The following is a 20,307-nucleotide window of genomic DNA, read 5'->3' on the forward strand; positions in this document are numbered from 1 at the left end:
AAAGCGGTCGACGCACCGCTACTGCGCGACCGAGAGCACGATGCCGTCGAGGATGTCGTGCTCGCTGACCGTCAACTCGTCGATGCCGGCCCGGGCGCGCAGTTCACCGGCCAGCTCCTGCACCACGATCGCGCCGCCGCCGATCACATCGGCGCGGCCCTCGTGCATCGGCGCGAGTGCGACCCGCTGTGCTCGTGTCATGCCGATCAGCTTCTCGCACACCGACACCAAGTCATCGCCGGTGACCCGCGAAAGATGAATGGCCGCAGCGTCATAGGTCGCCATGTTGTGCGCCAGCGCCGACAGCGTGGTCATCGTGCCGGCCAGTCCGACCCAGGTCCGGGCTCCCTCGACCGGCACGGACCGCAGCGCGGGCTCGAGCCGCTCGCGCACGAACGCACGCGCGGCGTCCACTTCCGCAGGCGTCGGCGGGTCGGAGTGCAGGCAGCGTTCGGTCAGCCGAACGCAGCCGATGTCGGCCGAGTAGCTCGCGATCACCTGGTCGGTGCCCAGCACAATTTCTGTCGAGCCACCGCCCAGATCGACGACAACGAACGGCCCACGGGCGCTGTCTAATTCACCGACCGCGCCCCGGAAGGACAGCTCGGCCTCTTCGGCTCCAGTGATCACCTCGGCGAGGGTGCCGGGCAGCACCGTGCCCAGCACCTCGGCGGTCATCGCGAAGAAGTCGTCGCGGTTGCTGACGTCGCGAGCGGCCGAGGTGGCAACCATCCGAACCCGTTGGACACCATGGGCTTTCATCAGCTCCGCATAGTCGACGAGCGCGACTCTGGCTCGCTCGATCGCCTCCGGAGCGAACTGGCCAGTGGCGTCGACACCCTGACCCAGGCGCACGATCCGCGTCTCGCGGTGTACGTCGGTCAGCCGCCCGTCGGAGACGTCGGCGATCAGCAACCGGATCGAGTTGGTGCCGCAGTCGACACCGGCGGCTCTTAGCGCCACAGCTCACCGTCCAGGATTGTGGCCATAGCCGGCTCGGCGGCCAGCAACGCCACCGCCTCGTCACCCAGCGGATTGACCCCGGGTCCCTTGGCCAGCGCATGCGCGATCAGCACGTGCAGGCATTTGACCCGGTCCGGCATCCCGCCGCCGGAGAACGTCGTCCCGAGCGGTTCGATCGCGTCCCGCTCGGCCAGATATGACTCGTGCGCCCGCCGATACGCGGCGGCCAGTTCGGGGTTCGCCCGCAGCCGCTCGGTCATATCCCGCATCAGTCCCGTCGTCTCCAGCCTGCTCGCGGCCGCGGTGAGCGCGGGATGCGTCAGGTAATACAACGTCGGAAACGGTGTTCCGTCAGGAAGTTTCGGCGCGGTCTTCACCACGCCGGGCTCGCCGTTGGGGCATCGGTAGGCGATCTCCAGCACACCGCGCGGCTCGCGACCGAGTTGGCGTGCCACCGCTTCGGAGTCAGCACGATCAACCACCGGGGGTCGTCAGCTTCGGTGGTTCCGGCGGCGGCGCGGGCTGCCCGGGGTTGGCCGGCGACCCCGGAGCGCTGGCCGGTGGCAGGTGCGGCGCGTCGGCGATGGTGTGCCACAGCGAGGAGTACCACGGCGCACTGCTCGACGGCTTCGCCGTCTCGGCGCCCGGCTGGGGGGACACCGCCGCGCCGGCCGGAAGCTGGACCTGGAACGGCGTGTCCCCCGGCATCACGAAACCCAGGCGCTCGCGGGCCTGCGCCGCGATATAGGCCGGATCGCCGAGCTTGACCTTCTTTTGCTCGAGGTCGGCGATCTGACGGCGCAGCGCCGCCTCACTGGCGTTCAGCTGAGCCATCTCGGTGCGCTGCGCGAAATAGGTGCGCACCGGTCCCGCGATCGTCAACGTCAGCACGCACACCACGGCGGCCAGCACCGCCGCGCGCCGGGCGGTGAAACCGAGCCGCTGCTCGGATCGTTGCTCGACGGACTCGGCGATCTGCCGCTTGATGGGTTCGACGATGTGCTCGGCCGTCGTGCGGGCAGCGGCGGCGTTCTGCGTGAGTTTCGACGTGCGCGAGGACGGCTTGGACGACGGCTTGGCGGCCCGACCCCGCCGGACCGAATCGCCGGCCTTGCCCGGGCGCGATGCCGGGGAGCGGCGCTTCGGATCTGGCCGTTTCGCGTCGGGCATGGACGCCTAGCCGTGTTTTCCGTTGACTGTCAAGCTATTTCACATCCAGTGCGTAGCGCGGGAAGGCCAGATCGCCGGCGTAGCGGGCGGCGTCACCGAGGGCTTCCTCGATGCGCAACAGCTGGTTGTATTTGGCGACCCGCTCGCTGCGGGCCGGCGCGCCGGTCTTGATCTGCCCGCTGCCGACGGCGACCGCCAGATCGGCGATCGTGGTGTCCTCGGTCTCGCCGCTGCGGTGGCTCATCATCGTTCGGTACCCGCTGTGGTGAGCCAGCGCGACGGCGTCGAGTGTCTCGGTCAGCGTGCCGATTTGGTTCACCTTGACCAGCAGCGCGTTGCCGGCGCCGCGTTCGATGCCTTCTTCGAGGCGCTCCGGGTTGGTGACGAACAGGTCGTCTCCGACGATCTGGACGCGGTCACCGATGGCCGTCGTCAACGCCACCCATCCGTCCCAGTCGTCCTCGGACAGCGGATCCTCGAGGGAGACCAGCGGGTAGGTGTCGAGCAGGCTCGCGTAGAACTCGGACATCTGCTCGGCGCTGCGGGTCTGTTTCTCGAAGCTGTAACCCTCACCGTCGGTGAAGAATTCGGTGGCCGCCACATCGAGCGCCAGGGCCACGTCGGATCCCGTCTTGAAGCCGGTCGCTTCGATCGCCGACAGGATCAGGTCAAGCGCCGCCTTGGTACCCGCGACGTCGGGCGCGAAACCGCCCTCGTCACCCAGCCCGGTGCTCAGGCCCTGCTTCTTCAACACCGACTTCAGCGAGTGGTACACCTCGGCGCCCCAGCGCAGCGCTTCCTTGAAGCTCGGCGCGCCGATCGGCGCGACCATGAACTCCTGGACGTCGACCCCGGTGTCGGCGTGCGCGCCGCCGTTAAGGATGTTCATCATCGGCACCGGCAGGATGTGGGCGTTCGGCCCGCCGAGGTAGCGGAACAGCGGCAGCTCGGCGGAATCGGCGGCGGCCTTGGCGACAGCCAGCGACACACCCAGGATCGAGTTGGCGCCGAGCCGGGACTTGTCCGGGGTGCCGTCCAGATCCACCAGCGCCTGGTCGACCAGCCGCTGGTCGTCAGCATTGAGTCCGATCACGGCCGGGCCGATCTCGTCAAGCACGGCCTGCACGGCCTTGTCCACGCCCTTGCCGCCGTAGCGCTCGCCGCCGTCGCGTAGCTCGACGGCCTCGTGCTCGCCCGTCGACGCGCCGGACGGCACCGCCGCACGGGCGAAGGTTCCGTCGATCAGGGCTATCTCGACCTCGACAGTCGGGTTACCTCGGGAATCGAGGATCTCGCGGGCCCCGACCTGCTCGATAATCGGCACTAGGATCTCCTTGCTCGTAGCTGATGCCTGCCCCGGGACGGCCTTCAGCCTAAAGCCTGGGACCGTGCTTCATCCTTCTACAGCGGGTGACCCGCCGCATAGGCGGTCGCCCAGTCACGTACCGCACGCGCGTAGACCCCGGAGTTGTTGTAGGCGCGCAGCGCGGTGACCCATCCACGGGCCGTCGCGAGATCCTTTCCGCGCCAACACAAGTACCCTGCCGCCGCCAGAGCGGCGTCGTCAATGTTGTCCGGGCTGAGACGACCGTCGTTGTGGGCGTCGACCCCGTACAGTCGCCAGGTCTCCGGAATGAACTGCATGGGCCCCATCGCGCGGGCCATCGCGGGCTGGCTCTCGGTGCTGTCTTGCGCGGCGTCGACAATGCGCAGGTTGCCGCCGCTGCCGTCCAGCTGGACACCCCGGATGGGTGGATTCACATCCCCGTTGGGCGACAGCGTGGCGCCGCGATAGGTGCCGTGGTGGCTCTCGACCTGCCCGATGCCGGCCAGTGTGGTCCACGCGATGTGGCACTTCGGGTTTTCCACCTCGGCGACACGGGCCGCGTACGCGTAGGCCTCCAAGGCGATCAGCGGGATTTCCAGGGCCGCGGCGCGGGGCCGCGCCCAGTCCCGCAACTGATCTGCGGGCCGGCCGCTGGCGTGAGTGTTCACCGCGGGCACCGGATCCCCGAATGGCGGCGGCACGCCGGCGGGGATGAACAGGCTGAGTTGCCAGGTGCAGCTGGAGGCCATCAGCATCGCGGTCGCGCCTATCACGGCGGCCGCCCGCAACCAACGCCTCGGCGACACCACTTTCCCCTTAACTTCCCCTATACCAACGTCACCCAATGATTATCGTCCCATGACCTTTCGGAGGAACCGGTCGTGTTGAGCCGGAGAATGCGGTTTCGGCCGATTCGTCGCTTAGCTGCCGCTTGCCGTGGCTAGCAAAGCGCGAACATTGCCGACCACTGGGATTCACCAACTCACAAGCCACATTACCCGTCGTGACCACGGAAAACGGCAAACATCGCGGCGATCGCTGATCGGCAAAGATGCGAACGCGATTCAAACCGGCATCAGCCTCGATCTCGGGTCCGCTTGGCGCTTTTGCCGGACTTCTTGGATCCTTTGCCGGTCTGGCCGTCCGTCTCCGCGTCCTCGCTCCCGTCGTCGTCCTCCGACTCGTCGTCGTCCTCGTCGGCTTCCGAATTCGCGTCGTCGTCCTGGTCCTCGAAGTCCTCCTCGTCCGCTGCCGCGGGCTCGAGTTCGGCGGCCTGCTCGGATGGCCAGTGCTCGCGCCACTCCTGCTCGGTGACCTCGCCCAGCGGGGCCACGTCGAACTCTTCGGGCACGGTGTCCCCGCGGCGCGTGGCGGCGATCGAGCGCTCGACCGCGCGGACCATGTCCACGAATTCCAAAACGTTGGTCCGCAGCACACTTTCCGCGTCGATATCCGTCGACACCGAGATGGAGGTGATCTCGGCGGGAATCAGATCGGCGGGCAAGCCGGCCGCATGCGCGCGCGCAATCACCTTCTGCGCCAGCGCTAACGCCGGCTGGCCGGTGTGCACGTCATCCATCACCGAATTGCGGGGTTTCTCAGCGGCTTTGCGCTCTTCCCATTGGGCCAGTTGTTCTTCGAGCGAAATCGATTGGCCTGCAAGCACTCCCGGCACACGGTTGCCCAGCTTTCGCATCAGCGTGGCGGCGACGTCGTCGATGTCGAACGGGAACTGCCGTGCCTCTTCGGCGATGCGGGCGTGAAAGAGCACCTGCAGCAACACATCACCGAGCTCCTCGCGCAGCGCCTCGGCGTTGCCGCTGCGGACCGCGTCCAACAGCTCGTAGGTCTCTTCCAGCAGGAACCGGCGCAGCGAGTCGTGGGTTTGCTCGCTTTCCCACGGCCCGGCGGTCCGCAGTTTGTCCATCATCGCGACGGCGTCGACGAGACGCTCGCCGCGCGGCGTGTCGGGCGCCGAGATCAGCCGCGCGCCGGCGGCCAGCCGCGCGGTCACGGCGGGGTGCTCGGGGTCCGACGACAGCAACACCGGCGCTGGATCGTCGGGGCCTCCGGTGTCCACCGGACGGGCGGAGGACAACGACCAGGGCACCGCGACGGGCATCTCCTCGGTGTACTGGATCTCACCGGTCAGGTGCTCGATCGCTTCGACGGGTACCAGAGATGGCCGACGAGGATCGAACAACACGACGATCACGCTTGTCGCTCCTCCCTGGTCATCGGCGCAGGTGACGAACTCGTTATACCAATTTCTTGCTGCGGTTTCCCCTGTAAAGCCGTCACCAAGTTGGCCACCATCTGCACTAACTCGACATCGCGAAGCCGCGGCGCGCCCACGCCGCCGGCTCGCGGAATCGGAACCTGCACCGTGGACGTCGTGGCGCGGTAGTTGGCGGCCGGATACATCCGCTTGAGCCGCACCTGGGCAGAATCTAGCAGCGTGATCGGCGACAGCCGCACCGTCGCCGCAGATGGGGCCGACACCTCGGTGATGCCCGAGGCGCGGCACAGTAGCCGCAACCGCGCCACCGCCACCAGCCGCAGGGCTGGTTCGGGCAGCGCGCCATAGCGGTCGGCCAGCTCCTCGACGACGGCGTCGACCGCCGCGTCGTCGGGCGCGGCGGCCAGGCGCCGGTAGCCCTCCAGCCGCAGCCGGTCACTGGCGATGTAGTCCGGCGGCAGGTGCGCGTCCACCGGCAGGTCGATGCGCACATCCTTGGGCTCCTCGACGGTGCTGACGGTCTCCCCGTCGGCGGCCGCCTTGTACGCCTCGACGGCCTCGCCCACCAACCGCACATACAGGTCGAAGCCGACCCCCGCGACGTGCCCGGACTGCTCGACACCGAGCACGTTGCCGGCGCCGCGGATCTCGAGGTCCTTCAGCGCGACGGCCATCCCGGCGCCCAGCTCGTTGTTCTGCGCGATGGTCGCCAACCGGTCGTAGGCCGTCTCGGTCAGCGGCACGTGCGGCGGATACAGGAAGTAGGCGTAGCCACGTTCCCGGCTGCGGCCGACCCGGCCCCGCAGCTGGTGCAGCTGGGACAGCCCGAAGGTGTCGGAGCGCTCGACGATCAGCGTGTTCGCGTTGGAGATGTCCAGGCCGGTCTCGATGATCGTGGTGCACACCAGGATGTCGTAGTCGCGGTTCCAGAACCCCTGCACGGTGCGTTCCAGCAGCTCCTCGGGCATCTGGCCGTGCGCGACCACGACACGCGCCTCCGGCACCATGTCGCGCAGCCGGGCCGCGGCCGAGTCGATCGAACTGACCCGGTTGTGCACGTAGAAGGCCTGGCCGTCGCGGAGCAATTCGCGCCGCAGAGCCGCCGCCACCTGCTTGTCGTCGTGCGGGCCCACATAGGTCAGCACCGGGTAGCGCTCTTCGGGCGGTGTCAGGATCGTCGACATCTCGCGGATCCCGGCCAGGCTCATCTCCAGGGTGCGCGGGATCGGGGTGGCGCTCATCGTCAGCACGTCGACGTGGGTGCGCAGGCTCTTGATGTGTTCCTTGTGCTCGACGCCGAAGCGCTGCTCCTCGTCGACGACGACCAGGCCCAGGTCCTTCCAGCGCACCCCGGTCTGCAGCAGCCGATGCGTGCCGATCACGACGTCGACCGACCCGTCGGCCAGGCCGTCGATCACGGCGCGGGACTCGCCCGCGTCGGTGAAGCGGGACAACCCCTTGACGGTCACCGGGAAGCCGGCCATCCGATCGCTGAACGTCTGCAGATGCTGGTCGGCGAGCAGCGTGGTGGGCACCAGCACCGCGACCTGCTTGCCGTCCTGGACGGCCTTGAATGCCGCCCGCACCGCGATCTCGGTCTTGCCGTAGCCGACGTCACCGCAGATCACCCGGTCCATCGGGATAGGCTTCTCCATGTCGGACTTGACCTCGGTGATCGCGGTCAGCTGGTCGACGGTCTCGGTGAACCCGAACGCGTCCTCCATCTCGGCCTGCCACGGGGTGTCCGGAGCGAACGCGTGGCCGGGGCTGGCCTGCCGCTTGGCGTACAGCGACACCAGCTCGCCGGCGATCTCGCGCACCGCGCGACGGGCCTTGGTCTTGGTGTTGGTCCAGTCGCTGCCGCCGAGCTTGCTCAGCGCCGGCGCCTGCCCGCCGACATATCTGGAGAGCTGGTCCAGCGAGTCCATCGGGACATACAGCTTGTCGGAACCGCCGCCCCTTTTGCTCGAGGCATATTCCAGCACCAGATATTCGCGGCGGGCTCCGCCCACGGTCCGTTCGGTCATCTCGACGAACCGCCCGATGCCGTGCTGGTCGTGGACCACCAGGTCGCCGGCGGTCAGCGCCAGCGGGTCGACGGTGTTGCGCCGCTTGGCCGCCAGCCGCTTGCCTTCCGGCGATGTCGCCCGGTTGCCGGTCAGGTCGGTCTCGGTGATGACGACGAGGTTGGCGCCGGGAATCACGACGCCGTCGTGCAGCGGCCCCTTGAGCACCCCGACCACGCCGGCCCTGGGCGCCGCGCCGGAGTCGAGCATCGCGGCCGGGGTGTCGGATTCGGCCAGCCGCTCCACCACGCGATGGGCGGTACCGGTTCCGGGGGCGACAATCACGGCGTAGCCGCCGGTGGACACGTGTGCGCGCAGCATCGCGAAGATGCTTTCGATGTCGTGCTGGTGGCCGCGGGCCGACGGCGCCGCCCGCACCTCCAGCTCGACCGCCGACTCGTCGGACAGCTGACTCAGCGTCCACCACGGGTGACCGGCCTGGGCCGCGGCGGCCGCCACGTCGTCCAGCTCGGCGAAGCCCGACCCGCCGAGCTGCTCGACGTCGACCGGCGCGTCGGTGCCCATGGCCGCGACCGACCAGGACGCCTCGAGGAATTCGCGGCCGGTCTTGATCAGGTCGGCCGCGCGGCTGCGCACCTTCTCCGGGTCGCACAGCAACACCGGGGTGCCGTCGGCCAGCTGATCGGTCAGCAGCGCGTGATCGTCGGGCCGAAGGACCGGAAGCAGCGCCTCCATCCCGTCGACCGGGATGCCTTCGGAGAGCTTGGCGAGCATGTCGGAGACGCTGCCGGTGATCGCGCCCTCGGCCGCCGGATGGCGGGACAGCAGCTCGGCGGCCCGCGCCTTCACGTCGTCGGTCAGCAGCAATTCACGGCAGGCGACCGCGACGAAGGTGTCGACCTCGATCTCCGGGATGGACCGCTGATCGGCGACGGCGAACATCCGCATCTCGCTGACCTCGTCGCCCCAGAACTCAATGCGCACCGGGTGTTCGGCCGTGGGCGCGAAGACGTCGAGAATGCCACCGCGAACGGCGAATTCGCCGCGCCGGCCGACCATGTCGACCCGGGTGTAGGCCAGTTCGACCAGCCGGGTGATCACGCTCTCGAATTCGACTTCCGTGCCGACGCGCAATGTGAGCGGTTCCACATGGCCCAGCCGCGGCGTCATCGGCTGTAACAGCGAACGCGCGGCGGTCACCACCACCTGCAGGGGCGGACCCAGGGTGGTGTCGTCGGGATGCGCCAGCCGGCGCAGCACCATCAAGCGGGTGCCGACGGTGTCCACGCCCGGCGAAAGGCGTTCGTGCGGCAGCGTTTCCCAGGACGGGAACACCGCCACCGCGTCGCCGAACACGCCGCGCAGCTCGGCACTCAGATCGTCGGCTTCCCGCCCGGTGGCGGTGACCACGAGCAGCGGCCCACGTCGCGCCAGGGCGCTGGCCACGAACAGGCGCGCGCTGGCCGGGCCGACCAGGTTCAGTTCGTCCGGCGCGGCGGCCGCATCCGCGGCCAGCTGCTGGAAAGTGGGCGCCGTCAGCGCTAATTCAACGAGCCCCGCGATCGGGGTTTCTGGGCGAGCAGGCCCCGGTGCGGTCATGATGCACCCATTCTAGGTGCGGCGAAAAGTGCACCGAACAACGTCAATATTGAGCCGGGGGCCGTCAAGGGATCGTAAGGATTCCGCCATGCGGACCCGGCCGGGCGCACTTTGAAGTCATGACATTGCTTGACATGCTGCCCTCTATCGGTCGGGCGGCGCCCCGACGGCTGGATCCCGCGATCTGGCCTGTCACTGCGCATTCCGACGAGGAAGGCCGGCTCTGCATCGGCGACGTCGCGTTGTCAGATATCGCCGACGAGTTCCACACCCCTACCTACGTGATAGACGAAACCGACTTCCGCTACCGCGCCCGTCGCTACCGCAAGGCGTTACGCGGCTGGCAAGGTTTTGAGATCGTCTACGCCGGAAAGTCTCTGCTGACCACGGGGGTGGCGCGCTGGGCCCGCGAAGAAGGCCTGGGCGTCGACGTCTGCTCGGCCGGCGAGCTGGCGGTCGCGCTGGCCGGTGGGGTGGATCCGGCCCGGATCATCATGCACGGCAACGCGAAATCGCCCGAGGAGTTGCAGCAGGCGGTGCGCGCCGGGGTAGGGCGCGTCGTGCTGGATTCCTGCATTGAGATCGCGTACTTGGCGGGATGCGCCCGCAAGAGCCAGCCGGTGCTGATCCGGGTGACCCCGGACATCGACATTCATGGGCACCGCGCGGTCACCACCGGTATCAGCGACCAGAAATTCGGCTTCACGCTCGCCGGGGATCATGCCGCCGACGCGGTGAAGCGGGTGCTGGCGCACCCGATCCTCGACCTGGTCGGGCTGCACTGCCATATCGGCTCACAGGTCACCGACCCCGCGCTGTACGGGGAGGCCATCCACCGGATGATCGCCGCGATGGCCGACATCCGGGCCCGGCACGGAATCATCCTGACCGAGCTGAACATCGGCGGCGGCCACGCGATCCCGTACCTGCCGGGCGATCGTGAACTCGACCTCGACGACCTGGCCGTCGTCCTCGAAGACGCGCTCGACGAGGCCTGCGCCGCCGAGCATTTCCCGCGGCCGACGCTCGTGGTGGAACCCGGTCGCGCGATCAGCGGCCGGGCCGGCGTGACGCTGTATCGCGTGTGCTCGATCAAGACGCAGCCGGGTGGGCGCACCTTCGTCGCGGTCGACGGCGGCATGAGCGACAACCCCCGGGTGTCGTTGTACGGCGCCCAGTACACGGTCGCGTTGGCCAACCGCCATTCGGTGGGGCTCAAGCAGCGGGTCACGGTCGCCGGCCGGCACTGCGAGGCCGGCGACGAGATCGCCCGCGACGTCGAGTTGCCGGTGGATCTGCATCCCGGCGACCTGCTGGCCGTCGCGTGCACCGGGTCGTATCACCACAGCATGGCGTCGAACTACAACATGGTGTGCCGGCCGCCGCTGGTGGCCGTCAAGGACGGCCGGGCCCGACAACTCGTTCGCCGCGAGACGGTCGCCGACCTGCTCGCACGCGACTGCGGTTGAATCGGGCCGGGGCCGTCGGATGCTGACCGATGACCCCGGCGCAAAGGCCTTCCGCCCCTGCCACCGGCGCGTTCGCCGGCTTAGCTTCGGCGTATGGCACTAACACAGCCCACCGGCTTGTTCATCAATGTGCACAAGGCGCTGGTCATCCCGGTGACGGTGGCGGCCATGCTGACCTTCGGCAACTTCTCCACCGCGATGTGGGTGTACCTGGGAATGCACGGCACCTACTCGATGCTGTGGCTCATCAAGGGCCGCACCTACCCGGACCGTCGTTTCGCCGAGCAGGTGCCGATCTGGATCGGCATCGTGTTCGTGTTCTTGCCGCTCGCCGGGTACTACGCCGCGCCGATCCTGCTGGCCTGGCTGCACCCCAACGTGCCGGCCTGGGCGGTCGGCCTCGGCGTCTCGATTTTCACCTTCGGGATCTTTCTGCACTACGTCTCCGACGCGCAGAAGTACTACACCCTGCAGGTGCGCTCCGGTCTGATCGACACCGGCCTGTTCGCCCGCACCCGCAACCCGAACTATCTCGGCGAGATCCTGACCTATATGGGTTTTGCCATCATCTCCTGGCACTGGATCCCGTTCATCGTCAACTCCGCGTGGATCTTCGGGTTCTTCATCCGCAACATGGTCAAGAAGGACCGCTCCATGTCGCGACTTCCCGGCTTCGCCGCCTATAAGGCCCGCACCGGCATGCTATTGCCACGCCTGCTCCGGCCCGCAGCTCGACCGGTTGCCGTCGACTAGGCCCTCGCGGATGCCAGATCGTCCAGCAGGCCTACTCGTCTTGGAGCCGGGGGTCGGATTCGAGGTGGGTCAGGCCGTTCCACATCAGGTTGACCAGATGCGCGGCCACGACTTCCTTCTTGGGCTCCCGGGTGTCCAGCCACCACTGCGCGGTCATCGACACCGAGCCCACCAACGCCTGCGCGTAGAGCGGCGCCAGATCCGGATCCAGGCCGCGGCGGGCGAAGTCGCCGGCCAGGATCGAGGACACCTGCCCGACGGCGTCGTTGAGCAGGCTGGAGTAGGTGCCGGTGCTGATCGCGGCGGGTGAGTCGCGAATCAGGATGCGGAAGCCGTCGGTGCGTTCCTCGACGTAGGTGAGCAGCGCCAGCGCGACGCGCTCGACCCGCACCCGGGATCGGTTGTTGGTCAGCGACGAGGTGATCCCGTCCAGCAGCGCCGACATCTCCCGGTCGACGACGACGGCATACAGGCCCTCCTTGCCGCCGAAGTGCTCGTAGACGACGGGCTTGGACACGTTGGCGCGCTGCGCGATCTCCTCGATCGAGGTGCCGTCGTAGCCACGTTCGGCAAAAAGTGAGCGCGCGATGCCGATCAACTGGTGTCGTCGCTCGCTGCCGGTCATCCGGGCGCGTGGCGCGCGCACTTCTTTGTCCGGGGCTGCCACGTTATTCAGGGTATCGGTTTGGCCTGGTGAAATTGCCCGGGTTCGACGGCGGGCCGCCAATGGCTTGCACACCGTCTAAAGTCTTGGTGGCGCGGTTGGCGGTTAGCCGCCGTCGGCCGTGATCTGCAGTCCGTCGTGGTGTAATCGGCAGCACCTCTGATTTTGGTTCAGATAGTTCAGGTTCGAGTCCTGGCGACGGAGCTTCGGTTGCTGGTCCTGCCGGGGGCACGGGATGAGATTTTTGCCACCAGTGCAGGTGAATGACAGTCTTGACGGCGTGGCGGCGCCTGCGCGTACCGCCCGGCGTGGGACACAGCACGAGGAGAGTCGATGTCGTTTCGCGGTGACACTGCGGTCGTCGTTCTAGCGGCCGGGCCCGGCACCCGGATGCGCTCGGATACCCCCAAGGTGCTGCACACCATCGGCGGGCGCAGCATGTTGTCGCACTCCCTGCACGCGATCGCCAAGGTGGCGCCGCAGCGGCTGGTCGTGGTGCTGGGCCATGAACACCAGCGCATCTCGCCCATTGTGGCCGACCTGGCCCAGACCCTGGGCCGTCCGATCGACGTCGCCCTGCAGGACCGCCCCCGCGGCACCGGCCACGCCGCGCTCTGCGGCCTGTCCGCACTGCCGCAGGACTACGCCGGCATCGTCGTGATCACCTCGGGCGATACCCCGCTGCTGGACGCCGACACCCTGGCCGATCTGATCGCGACCCACCACGCGGTGTCGGCGGCCGCGACGGTGCTGACCACCACACTGCGCGATCCGTTCGGCTATGGCCGCATTCTGCGCACCGGGGACGACGAAGTGATGGCGATCGTGGAGGAAGCCGACGCGACGGACTCACAGCGCACGATCGGCGAGGTCAACGCAGGTGTCTACGCCTTCGACGCCGCGGCGCTGCGGTCGGCGCTCGGCCGGCTGAGCTCCGACAACGCCCAGCAGGAGTTGTACCTGACCGACGTCATCGCGATCCTGCGCGGCGACGGCCGGCCGGTGCACGCCCGCCACGTCGACGACAGTGCGCTGGTCGCCGGGGTGAACAACCGCGTCCAGCTCGCCGCGCTGGGCGCCGAGCTCAACCGCCGCATCGTCGCCGCGCATCAGATGGCCGGCGTGACCGTGATCGACCCGGCCACCACCTGGATCGACGTCGACGTGGCGATCGGGCGCGACACCGTCGTGCACCCCGGCACCCAGCTGCTGGGCCGCACCCAGCTCGGGGGCGGCTGCGTCGTCGGGCCCGACACCACGCTGACCGACGTCACCGTCGGCGACGGCGCCTCGGTGGTCCGCACCCATGGCGACTCGGCGTCGATCGGCAGCGGCGCGACGGTCGGCCCGTACACCTACCTGCGCCCCGGCACCGTACTGGGAGCCGACGGTAAGCTCGGCGCCTTCGTCGAGGTCAAGAACTCCAGCATCGGGACCGGCACCAAGGTGCCGCACTTGACCTACGTCGGCGACGCCGACATCGGCGAGCACAGCAACATCGGGGCGTCCAGCGTGTTCGTCAACTACGACGGGCAGACCAAGCGGCGCACCACCGTCGGCTCACACGTGCGCACCGGCTCGGACACCATGTTCGTCGCACCGGTGACCGTCGGCGACGGCGCCTACACCGGGGCGGGCACCGTATTGCGCGACGACGTGCCGCCGGGGGCATTGGCGGTTTCCGCCGGCCCGCAACGCAACATCGAGAACTGGGTGCAACGGAAACGTCCAGGCAGTGCCGCCGCGGAGGCAGCGGACAAGGCCGCCCAGCAAGCTACGACGGCTGCCGAGCCGTCCGAACCCGAATAGACACCATGAATTTGGTGCCTGGCAACCCGGCCGCCCTTCCGTACCATTCGCTACGTACGATGGGCATTTCCAATTTTCGATCCCGAACGGCGAGGGCAGCACGGTGAGCCACGACTGGACCGATAACCGCAAAAATCTGATGCTGTTCTCCGGCCGGGCGCACCCCGAGCTGGCCGAGCAGGTCGCCAAGGAACTCGACGTGCACGTCACCGCGCAGACGGCGCGCGAGTTCGCCAACGGCGAGATCTTCGTGCGCTTCCACGAGTCGGTGCGCGGGTGCGACGCCTTCGTCCTGCAGTCGAATCCGGCGCCGGTGAACAACTGGCTGATGGAACAGCTGATCATGATCGACGCGCTCAAGCGAGGCAGCGCCAAGCGGATCACCGCCGTCATGCCGTTCTATCCCTACGCCCGCCAGGACAAGAAGCATCGCGGCCGCGAGCCGATCTCGGCCCGGCTGGTCGCCGACCTGCTCAAGACCGCCGGTGCCGACCGGATCGTCACCGTCGACCTGCACACCGACCAGATCCAGGGTTTCTTCGACGGGCCCGTCGACCACATGCGCGGCCAGACCTTGCTGACGACCTACATCAAGGACAACTACCCCGAAGGCAACATGGTCGTGGTCTCCCCCGACTCGGGCCGGGTGCGCATCGCCGAGAAGTGGGCCGACTCGTTGGGTGGCGTCCCGCTGGCCTTCATTCACAAGACCCGCGACCCGCGGGTGCCCAACCAGGTCGTCTCCAACCGCGTCGTCGGTGAGGTCGAGGGCCGCACCTGCGTGCTGATCGACGACATGATCGACACCGGCGGCACGATCGCCGGCGCGGTGAACCTGCTGCGCTCCGACGGCGCCAGCGACGTGATCGTCGCGGCCACTCACGGTGTGCTCTCGGAGCCGGCCGCCGAGCGGCTGGCCTCCTGCGGCGCCCGCGAGGTCATCGTCACCAACACGCTGCCGATCGGCGAGGAGAAGCGCTTTCCTCAGCTGACGGTATTGTCGATCGCGCCATTGCTGGCCAGCACCATTCGTGCGGTCTTCGAAAATGGTTCTGTCACAGGACTATTCGACGGAGACGCCTAGATGGCCGCCCAGGCTGTCATCTACCACAATCCCAAGTGCAGCACCTCACGCAAGACGCTGGAGTTGTTGCGGGACAACGGTTTAGAGCCCACGATTATCCAGTACCTGAAGACTCCGCCGTCGCGCGCCGAGTTGGCCAAGATGATCCGCGACGCGGGTATCGACGTACGCGCCGCGGTACGTAAGCGTGAGGCGCTGTACGCCGAGCTCGGGCTGGCCGACGCGTCCGATGACGAGTTGCTCGACGCGATGGCCAAGCACCCGATCCTGATCGAGCGCCCGTTCGTCGCGACGGACAAGGGCACCCGGCTGGCCCGTCCGATCGACGCGGTCCACGAGATTCTGTGAGACGGCTCGCGGCCGCTGCCACCATGACCGCGCTGACCGCGGTTGCGGTCGCTTGTGGGCCGAAAGCTCCTGACTACTCGACGGTTTGGACGACGAGTTCGACGGCGACCACCACCACGGTCGAAAAACCGGTTCCCTTGTCGCAGTACCTGAATAGCATCGGCGTGACGGGCAAGCAGGTAGCGCCGAGCGCCCTGACCGATCTGTTGGTATCGATACCGACACCGCCGGGCTGGTCGCCGTTCACGGATCCGCATATCACGCCCGAGACGGTGATCTTGGCCAAGGACAAGAAGTATCCGACCGCACGTCTGGTGGTGTTCGCCCTCAACGGTGACTTCGACCCGGCGCAGGTCATCAAGCACGGCAACGACGATGCCCAATTGTTCGAGAATTTCAAGCAATTGGATTCCTCGATGGAGCCCTACAACGGCTTTCCCTCGGCGATGATCCAGGGCAGCTACAACGGCGACAACGGCATCCGGCTGCACAGTTGGAACCGGATCGTGCTGCCGACCGGGGCGCCGCCGGCCAAGCAGCGCTACTTCGTTCAGCTCACGATCACCGGCCTGGCCGACCAGGCCGCCGCGCAGTCGACCGACATCGACACGATCATCCACGGGTTCGTCGTCGCGGCGAAATAGCTCGTGCGTTTCCGGGATTCCGACGGGGTTCCGTGTGCACTGATCCACGTGCCGGAGGATGATCTCGAAGTCATTCGGCGGCCGCAGTAGTACAGCCGCCCGGCCGCGAGACTGCCGACTCACCGCGAGGCCTCGAACACTAGGGTTATCAGGCATGACTGACTGGACCGCCGCCGATCTGCCGTCATTCGCCGGGCGCACCGTGATTGTCACCGGCGCCAACAGTGGGCTGGGTGCGATCACGGCGCGCGAGCTGGCCCGAGTCGGCGCGACGGTCATCATGGCGGTACGCGACCCACGCAAGGGTGAGAAGGCCGCTCGTGACATGCGCGGCCAAGTCGAGGTGCGCCAACTCGATCTGGCCGCTCTGACGTCGATCCACCTGTTCGCCGAGGGGGTCGACACGGTCGACGTGCTGATCAACAACGCGGGCATCATGGCGGCCCCGTTCGCCCTGACCGCTGACGGCTTCGAGAGCCAGATGGGCACCAACCACTTCGGTCACTTCGCGCTGACCAACCTGCTGCTGCCCAAGCTGACCGACCGGGTCGTGACGCTGACATCGATGGCGCACTGGGCCGGCCGGATCGACTTCGACGACATCAACTGGAAGAACCGGCGCTATTCGCCCTGGCTGGCCTACTGCCAGTCGAAGCTGGCCAACCTGCTGTTCACCAACGAGCTGCAGCGCCGGCTCAAGCTGGCCGGTTCACCGCTGCGCTCCCTGGCGGCCCATCCCGGTTACTCGCACACGAATCTGCAGGGCGCCACGGGCCGCAAGCTGGGCGACGCAATGATGTCGGCAGTGACCCGGGTGGTTGCTACCAGCCCCGAGTTCGGCGCGCAGCAAACGCTGTACGCCGCGTCGCAGGACCTGCCGGGCGACACGTTCATCGGTCCCAAGTTCGGCTGGATCGGCCGAACCCAACCCGTCAGCCGCAGCCGGCACGCCCAGGATCCGACCGCCGCGACCGCGCTCTGGGACCTATCCGAGCAGCTCACCGGCACCAAATTTCCGCTCTGAGGCGCCGATGCGCTACCCTGGCCGGGCGTCACGGCGAGGGTGGCAGGCGTCTAGCCGGCACCGTTATCGACGGAGACCGACACATGTCGCGATCCTGGCCGTGCCTGGAAACCTAGGTACAGAGCACACAGGAGCGACACGATGGCGAAGTCCGCAGTCAACCAACTCACGGCCACGGTCCGAACGGAGACGGGCAAGGGCGCGTCGCGGCGGGCCCGCCGCGACGGCAAGATTCCCGCCGTCCTCTACGGCCACGGCGCCGATCCCCAGCACCTGGAACTGCCCGGGCGTGACTTCGCGGCCGTGCTGCGGCACTCCGGCACCAACGCGGTGCTGACTCTCAACATCGCCGGCAAGGAACAGTTTGCGCTGACCAAAGTGCTCGACATCCACCCGATCCGCCGCACCATCCAGCACGCCGACCTGCTGGTCGTGCGCCGCGGCGAGAAGGTCAACGTCGAGGTCAATGTCGTGATCGAGGGCGAGGCCGGACCGGACACCCTGGTCACCCAGGAGACCAACACCATCGAGATCGAAGCCGAGGCCCTGTCGATTCCCGAGCAGTTGACCGTGTCGGTCCAAGACGCCCCGCCCGGCACGCAGTTCACCGCCGGTCAGATCCCGCTGCCGTCGGGCGTCAACCTGATCTCCGACCCGGACATGCTGGTGGTCAACGTGGTGAACGCGCCGACCGCTGCCGACCTCGAGGAAGAGGGCGCGGGCACGACCGGCGAGGGCGCCGAAGCCGCCGAGGAGGGGGCCGGCGAAGCCGAGGCCTCCGAAGAAGAGTCCGAGTAGGCAGCCGACGACGTGGCCGATCCTCTTCTGGTGGTCGGCCTGGGCAATCCCGGAGACAACTACGCCCGAACCCGGCACAACCTCGGGTTCATGGTTGCCGACCTGCTCGCCGCGCGACTGGGCTCAAAGTTCAAGGTGCACAAGCGTTCCGGCGCCGAAGTGGTCAACGGCCGGCTCGCCGGGCACTCGGTGCTGGTGGCCAAGCCGCGCTGCTACATGAACGAGTCCGGCCGCCAGGTCGGCCCGCTGGCCAAGTTCTACTCCGTGGCGCCGGCCGACATCATCGTCGTTCACGACGAGCTTGACCTCGACTTCGGTCGCATCCGGCTCAAGCTCGGCGGCGGCGAAGGCGGCCACAACGGGCTGCGCTCGGTGGCCTCGGCGCTGGGCACCAAGGATTTTCAGCGGGTGCGCATCGGCATCGGGCGTCCGCCCGGACGCAAGGATCCGGCGGCCTTCGTGCTGGAGAACTTCACCGCGGGCGAGCGGCCCGAAGTCCCGACGATCTGCGAGCAGGCCGCAGACGCCACCGAGCTGCTGATCGAACTGGGGCTAGAGCCGGCGCAGAACCGCGTCCACGCCTGGTAATTCACGTTCGGTGCGCGTGAGGGGCGACGCCGACCGCCGCGGCTGACCGCGCGAAAGCCGCTACCTGGTGACAAGCGTGACGGAGTTGGACCGGCGCAGCTTGCCCGACGGCGTCTTCGGGATAGTGCCCGGACCGAGCACCACGACGTTGCGGGGCCGCATGTCGACCTCTTTGAGAACCTCGCGGGCGACTTCGTGTTCCATCCGGCGCACCTCGGCCGGGTCGCCGAACGCGTTGGACTCGACCGCGACCGCGAACGTCTCGCGTGAGTGGCCGGCGTCGAGGCGGACGGCCACGGCGCAACCGGGGCGGACCCCGTCGACGCGGCCGGCGGCCCGCTCGATGTCGGTCGGGTAGATGTTGCGCCCGGCCATGATGATGACGTCCTTGACGCGGCCGCACACCACGACGTGGCCCTCTTCGGTCATGTAGCCGAGGTCGCCGGTGTCGTACCAGCCGTGCTCGTCCTGGGCGGAGATGAACCCGCCCATGGTCAGGTAGCCGGGTGTCAGCGACTCGCCGCGCAGCTCGATGACCCCGACGCCGCGCGGCGGCATCACGTTGCCCTGCTCGTCGATGATGCGTGCCTCGAGGTCCTTGAGCAGCGGGCCGAGCGTGGCCAGCCGGCGGGTGTTGCCCTTGGTCGCGGGTACGGCCCGGCGCAGGGCGGCCAGCAGGTCGGCGTCCACCTCGTCGACGACGAGACCGGCGTTGCACTCCGAGAACGACACGGCCAGCGTCGTCTCGGCCATGCCGTAGGCCGGCAGGATCGCCGAGGACCTCAGGCCGAACGGCTTACCCGCGTCCAGCAGGTCCTCGACGTCGGCGGGCTCGACGGGCTCGGCGCCCGACAGTGCGAACCGCAGGGTGGACAGGTCGAAGTCGCCGGGCTTGGCGTTGCGGCGCAGCCGCTTGGCCAGCAGCGCGTAGGCGAAGTTGGGCGCCGCGGTCATGGTGCCCTGGTACTTGTCGATCAGCTTGGCCCACAGCAGCGCGTCGCGCAGGAAGTCCATCGGCGTGACCTTGACCAGCTCCGCGCCGAAGTACATCGGAATGGTGAGGAAGCCAACCATGCCCATGTCGTGGAAGCAGGGCAGCCAGCTGACCATCACATCGTTGTCGATGTCGTACTGCGCGCCGATGAACATCGCCTCGGCGTTGGAGTAGATGTTGCGGTGGGTGATCTGGACGGCCTTCGGCGAGCCGGTCGAACCCGACGTCAGCTGCATCAGCGCCAGGTCGTCCTCGCCCACCTCGATGGGGTCGATCGGCTGCGACGCCAGCAGGTCGGTGACGGTGAGAACCTTGATGCCCTTCTCCTCCAGCACCGGAATCGCGACCAGGAAGGGCTCGGAGACGATCACGACCTGCGCCTCGATCATGCCGATGACGTTCATCGTGTCCTCGGCCCACACGGCCAGATCCGTGCGTGGGGTGGGCTGGTGGAGCATCGTCAGGCTGGCGCCGCGCATCCACAGGCCCTGCGCGGTAGGGGCGATCTCCACCGGGTAGCCGGCGAGCACGCCGACGGCGTCACCGAGGCCGATGCCCGCGGCGGCCAGGCCGCCCGCGATACAGCGCGCGCGCTCGTGGACCTCGCCCCAGGTGTGGCGAACGGGCTCGTGGGGTTCACCGGTGACCATGCCCTTCTTCGAGACCCGGGCATTGTGGAACATCTTCTCGGTAAACCTGCTCACGCAAACCTCCTCGGTTCCGGCGCTATCCCCAAGACCCGAAATTTCATGTTCCGCTCGCCAGGCAACACTTTGCAGCAGGCGCGCGAGCACAGTTGGGAAGCGG

18 protein-coding genes and 1 tRNA gene are annotated in these 20,307 nt (G+C 67.9%); 10 read left to right on the plus strand and 9 right to left on the minus strand.

Features of this window, described 5'->3' with window-relative positions; genetic code table 11:
- Positions 1-18: 18 nt before the first annotated feature.
- The 7 genes from AAHS21_RS06155 to mfd all read right to left on the minus strand — a co-directional run bounded on the left by AAHS21_RS06155 (position 19) and on the right by mfd (position 9,325).
- Positions 19-963 carry a Ppx/GppA phosphatase family protein gene (locus AAHS21_RS06155; protein WP_342926806.1) on the minus strand — a complete coding sequence of 315 codons (945 nt, stop codon included), beginning with the start codon at positions 961-963 and terminating at the stop codon, positions 19-21.
- Complete coding sequence (locus AAHS21_RS06160; protein ID WP_342926807.1) at positions 954-1,445, minus strand: DUF501 domain-containing protein; 492 nt, start codon at positions 1,443-1,445, stop codon at positions 954-956. Before AAHS21_RS06160 ends, AAHS21_RS06155 begins: the two co-directional genes overlap by 10 nt.
- Entirely contained in the window at positions 1,438-2,133 is a 696-nt protein-coding gene (locus tag AAHS21_RS06165) for a septum formation initiator family protein (protein WP_342926808.1), read from the minus strand. The genes AAHS21_RS06160 and AAHS21_RS06165 overlap by 8 nt, the downstream gene beginning before the upstream one ends.
- Before the next feature lie 34 nt (positions 2,134-2,167).
- Positions 2,168-3,457: a phosphopyruvate hydratase gene (gene eno / locus AAHS21_RS06170; protein WP_342926809.1), complete on the minus strand. Its 1,290-nt coding sequence runs from the start codon at positions 3,455-3,457 to the stop codon at positions 2,168-2,170.
- A gap of 77 nt (positions 3,458-3,534) precedes the next feature.
- Positions 3,535-4,266: a lytic murein transglycosylase gene (locus AAHS21_RS06175; protein ID WP_342926810.1), complete on the minus strand. Its 732-nt coding sequence runs from the start codon at positions 4,264-4,266 to the stop codon at positions 3,535-3,537.
- A 269-nt stretch (positions 4,267-4,535) separates the two neighbouring features.
- Complete coding sequence (locus tag AAHS21_RS06180; protein ID WP_342926811.1) at positions 4,536-5,675, minus strand: nucleoside triphosphate pyrophosphohydrolase; 1,140 nt, start codon at positions 5,673-5,675, stop codon at positions 4,536-4,538.
- Positions 5,672-9,325 carry a transcription-repair coupling factor gene (gene mfd / locus AAHS21_RS06185; RefSeq protein WP_342926812.1) on the minus strand — a complete coding sequence of 1,218 codons (3,654 nt, stop codon included), beginning with the start codon at positions 9,323-9,325 and terminating at the stop codon, positions 5,672-5,674. The genes AAHS21_RS06180 and mfd overlap by 4 nt, the downstream gene beginning before the upstream one ends.
- Before the next feature lie 119 nt (positions 9,326-9,444).
- On the opposite strand from mfd, the gene lysA reads away from it, so the two are divergent.
- Both lysA and AAHS21_RS06195 read left to right on the plus strand, forming a co-directional pair.
- Complete coding sequence (gene lysA, locus AAHS21_RS06190) at positions 9,445-10,794, plus strand: diaminopimelate decarboxylase (protein WP_342926813.1); 1,350 nt, start codon at positions 9,445-9,447, stop codon at positions 10,792-10,794.
- 93 nt (positions 10,795-10,887) lie between these two features.
- Positions 10,888-11,547 carry a DUF1295 domain-containing protein gene (locus tag AAHS21_RS06195; RefSeq protein ID WP_342926814.1) on the plus strand — a complete coding sequence of 220 codons (660 nt, stop codon included), beginning with the start codon at positions 10,888-10,890 and terminating at the stop codon, positions 11,545-11,547.
- A 31-nt stretch (positions 11,548-11,578) separates the two neighbouring features.
- Here AAHS21_RS06195 and AAHS21_RS06200 read toward each other — a convergent pair whose 3' ends face one another.
- Positions 11,579-12,172, minus strand: a complete 594-nt coding sequence (locus AAHS21_RS06200) for a TetR/AcrR family transcriptional regulator (protein WP_036472997.1) — start codon at positions 12,170-12,172, stop codon at positions 11,579-11,581.
- 171 nt (positions 12,173-12,343) lie between these two features.
- Between AAHS21_RS06200 and AAHS21_RS06205 the strand changes: the two genes are divergently transcribed.
- The 8 genes from AAHS21_RS06205 (at position 12,344) to pth (ending at position 18,506) form a co-directional block, all read left to right on the plus strand.
- A tRNA-Gln gene (locus tag AAHS21_RS06205) sits at positions 12,344-12,415 on the plus strand.
- A 129-nt stretch (positions 12,416-12,544) separates the two neighbouring features.
- Positions 12,545-14,020, plus strand: coding sequence for a bifunctional UDP-N-acetylglucosamine diphosphorylase/glucosamine-1-phosphate N-acetyltransferase GlmU (gene glmU / locus AAHS21_RS06210; RefSeq protein WP_342926815.1), 1,476 nt, complete (start codon positions 12,545-12,547; stop codon positions 14,018-14,020).
- A gap of 103 nt (positions 14,021-14,123) precedes the next feature.
- Positions 14,124-15,104, plus strand: a complete 981-nt coding sequence (locus AAHS21_RS06215; RefSeq protein ID WP_342926816.1) for a ribose-phosphate diphosphokinase — start codon at positions 14,124-14,126, stop codon at positions 15,102-15,104.
- On the plus strand, positions 15,105-15,452 hold the full coding sequence (gene arsC / locus AAHS21_RS06220) for an arsenate reductase (glutaredoxin) (RefSeq protein WP_342926817.1): 348 nt from the start codon (positions 15,105-15,107) through the stop codon (positions 15,450-15,452).
- 23 nt (positions 15,453-15,475) lie between these two features.
- Positions 15,476-16,096, plus strand: coding sequence for an LpqN/LpqT family lipoprotein (locus AAHS21_RS06225; RefSeq protein ID WP_342927102.1), 621 nt, complete (start codon positions 15,476-15,478; stop codon positions 16,094-16,096).
- 154 nt (positions 16,097-16,250) lie between these two features.
- On the plus strand, positions 16,251-17,120 hold the full coding sequence (locus AAHS21_RS06230; RefSeq protein ID WP_342926818.1) for an oxidoreductase: 870 nt from the start codon (positions 16,251-16,253) through the stop codon (positions 17,118-17,120).
- 141 nt (positions 17,121-17,261) lie between these two features.
- Positions 17,262-17,918: a 50S ribosomal protein L25/general stress protein Ctc gene (locus tag AAHS21_RS06235; protein ID WP_342926819.1), complete on the plus strand. Its 657-nt coding sequence runs from the start codon at positions 17,262-17,264 to the stop codon at positions 17,916-17,918.
- A 12-nt stretch (positions 17,919-17,930) separates the two neighbouring features.
- Positions 17,931-18,506, plus strand: a complete 576-nt coding sequence (gene pth, locus AAHS21_RS06240; protein WP_342926820.1) for an aminoacyl-tRNA hydrolase — start codon at positions 17,931-17,933, stop codon at positions 18,504-18,506.
- Between the two features lie 60 nt (positions 18,507-18,566).
- Here the strand turns inward: pth and AAHS21_RS06245 are convergent, their stop codons facing one another.
- Entirely contained in the window at positions 18,567-20,204 is a 1,638-nt protein-coding gene (locus AAHS21_RS06245) for a fatty acyl-AMP ligase (RefSeq protein ID WP_342926821.1), read from the minus strand.
- Positions 20,205-20,307 lie beyond the last annotated feature (103 nt).

Origin of the sequence: Mycobacterium sp. 050272, from assembly GCF_039023525.1 — a bacterium.
Lineage (GTDB): Bacteria > Actinomycetota > Actinomycetes > Mycobacteriales > Mycobacteriaceae > Mycobacterium.